Genomic DNA, 269 nt, shown 5'->3' on the forward strand with positions numbered 1-269 from the left:
ATCCGGTTTGTGGGCTTTGCCAATCCTGCCAACTCAGTTTCCTCCCATGGGGGACAGATTTACTTTGATCCCAGCAGTACCAACTCCGTGATGGAGTATGTCGTGATGGATCGATGGGGAGATCTTCAGTACAATGGTAGTGCAATTATGGCTCAGACCTCTTCGCTGACCATCAACCAGTCCAGCATACGGAATATCGAAGGGACTGGGATCAATATTGTGGCTACTGGCGTCAGCCCCAAACTCACCAACCTCCGTTTCAGCGCCAA

1 protein-coding gene is annotated in these 269 nt (G+C 50.9%); it reads left to right on the plus strand.

Features of this window, described 5'->3' with window-relative positions:
• On the plus strand, positions 1–269 hold a 269-nt coding region (locus GO755_RS41280; RefSeq protein WP_198175107.1), incomplete at both ends, for a hypothetical protein.

Origin of the sequence: Spirosoma arboris (assembly GCF_009754945.1) — a bacterium.
Lineage (GTDB): Bacteria > Bacteroidota > Bacteroidia > Cytophagales > Spirosomataceae > Spirosoma > Spirosoma arboris.